Raw genomic sequence first — 1,902 nt, forward strand, 5'->3', positions numbered from 1 at the left:
CATAGCGGTGCTATGCTAAAATCTCCAAACAGCCTGATTTTCTTGCGATTGCAACGCTCATTACGAATTCTATTACATAATCTGGGTTAAAGTTTAATCTTAGGCTATAGGGTAAATTTATAATTCCTTTCTTTTACTTTGTAATAAAGATAAGTACTATGAAATTGGTAAAAATAGGACTGGGAGGTGGCTGCCACTGGTGTACAGAGGGTGTATTTAGATCTGTACGTGGGGTTCGGGAGGTTAAGCAAGGCTGGATTGCTTCAGAAAGTCCCAACCAAGAATTCTCAGAAGCGGTATTGATACAATTTAACCCTGAGGAAATCAATTTACCATTATTAATAGCCATTCATTTACACAGTCATAGTTGCACAGTAGACCATGTATTTAGGAGGAAATACAGATCAGCAATTTACGTTTTTAATGCTGCGCAGAAAGCGGAAAGTTTGTCTGCAATTAAAGCCGTTCAAAAGGATTTTGATCAGCCTATTTTGACCAATGTGCTAGCCTTTGTGGCCTTTAAAGAAAATAAAGAGGAATTTTTGGATTATTATTACAAAAATCCAGACCTTCCTTTCTGCACCAAATACATCGCACCAAAACTAAATGCCCTAAAAGATCGTTTTCAAAAAAGGATACTAATGGCAACCGAAAAGTAAGGCGGTTTATTAAATTAGGATTAAATTATTTATATAGTCATGAACTGGAATGATGTAATACGCTATGCCAACAATGGCAATTTGAAACCTGATCGAAGGGTAGAAAAAACAGATGCAGCCTGGAAAGAATTGTTAACCGAAGAAGAATATAGGGTAACTAGGCAAAAAGGCACCGAACGAGCCTTTAGTTCTGATGTTTGTAGTTCTTTTGAACCGGGGATTTATGCTTGTGTATGTTGTGGAACCTTGCTTTTTGATGCCAAGGAGAAATTTGAAAGCGGTACCGGCTGGCCATCATTTACCCAACCGATTAAAGACAACGCAGTAGCCCATCACAAGGACACCAGCTTTGGAATGGTTAGAGTAGAAACTACTTGCAATACCTGTGATGCTCATTTGGGGCATGTGTTTCCTGATGGGCCGGCACCTAGTGGCCTGAGGTTTTGTATGAACGCTGTTTCACTTAAAAAGGTAGAAGCTAGTGATGAGGTTCCCGGATAAATGGGACCCAATTTCACCATCTCAATTATTTTTCTGGAAATCATTATTAAATTTATTTTCACTAGTTCCATAAGCAAAAAACGTGTCACCAAATAATCTGGAATTTACCAATAAGTCACTATGATTTTCAATCAGCCACAACCTATCAGAAATAAAGCATTAAGAATCGCTTTTCATTTATTATTACTTTTATCCGTTAAGCCTACCCTTGCCCAAGAAACGGCAACACCTGTATTCAAAAATGGTGAGGCTCAAGAGGTGAAGGCATTTAAGGACCCCGGGAAATGGATTCGTCACGACCTCTGGGTGGAAACAGATTTTGATAGTGATGAAGATGGGAAGATGGATCGTATGCATGTGGACGTTACTCGACCTTATCAGACAGAATATGAAGGCCTAAAGCTTCCGGTAATCTACATTTCGAGCCCTTATTTTACGGGAGTAGCGCCGAATGTCTCAGGCTTGTTTTGGGATGTTAAACATGAATTAGGAAAACCTCCGAAAGAACGCGTCCATCCGGAAGTAAAAACCATTTATAAAAGACCTCACATTTCAGATTCCCATATCCGGGAATGGGTGCCCAGAGGATATATTGTGGTTCATTCATCATCTCCGGGAACAGGCTTGTCCCAAGGAGCACCCACTGTGGGTGGGAAAAATGAGTCTCTTGCTCCCAAGGCGGTCATTGAATGGCTGTGTGGACGAAGGGATGGGTATACCAGCATTGATGGCAATGAAAAAG

3 protein-coding genes are annotated in these 1,902 nt (G+C 40.3%); all 3 read left to right on the forward strand.

The window, feature by feature from the left end; translation table 11 throughout:
- Positions 1–158 precede the first annotated feature (158 nt).
- Entirely contained in the window at positions 159–659 is a 501-nt protein-coding gene (locus tag AAC037_RS24015) for a peptide-methionine (S)-S-oxide reductase (protein WP_339906192.1), read from the forward strand.
- Between the two features lie 39 nt (positions 660–698).
- Positions 699–1,160 (forward strand): peptide-methionine (R)-S-oxide reductase MsrB, encoded by a 462-nt coding sequence (msrB, locus tag AAC037_RS24020; RefSeq protein WP_339906194.1) that lies wholly within the window; start codon positions 699–701, stop codon positions 1,158–1,160.
- 120 nt (positions 1,161–1,280) lie between these two features.
- Positions 1,281–1,902 (forward strand): CocE/NonD family hydrolase (locus AAC037_RS24025; protein WP_339906196.1); only part of this gene is annotated, 622 nt, incomplete at its 3' end.

The sequence above is a fragment of the uncultured Cyclobacterium sp. genome, assembly GCF_963976465.1.
In the GTDB taxonomy this organism is placed as follows: Bacteria; Bacteroidota; Bacteroidia; order Cytophagales; family Cyclobacteriaceae; genus Cyclobacterium.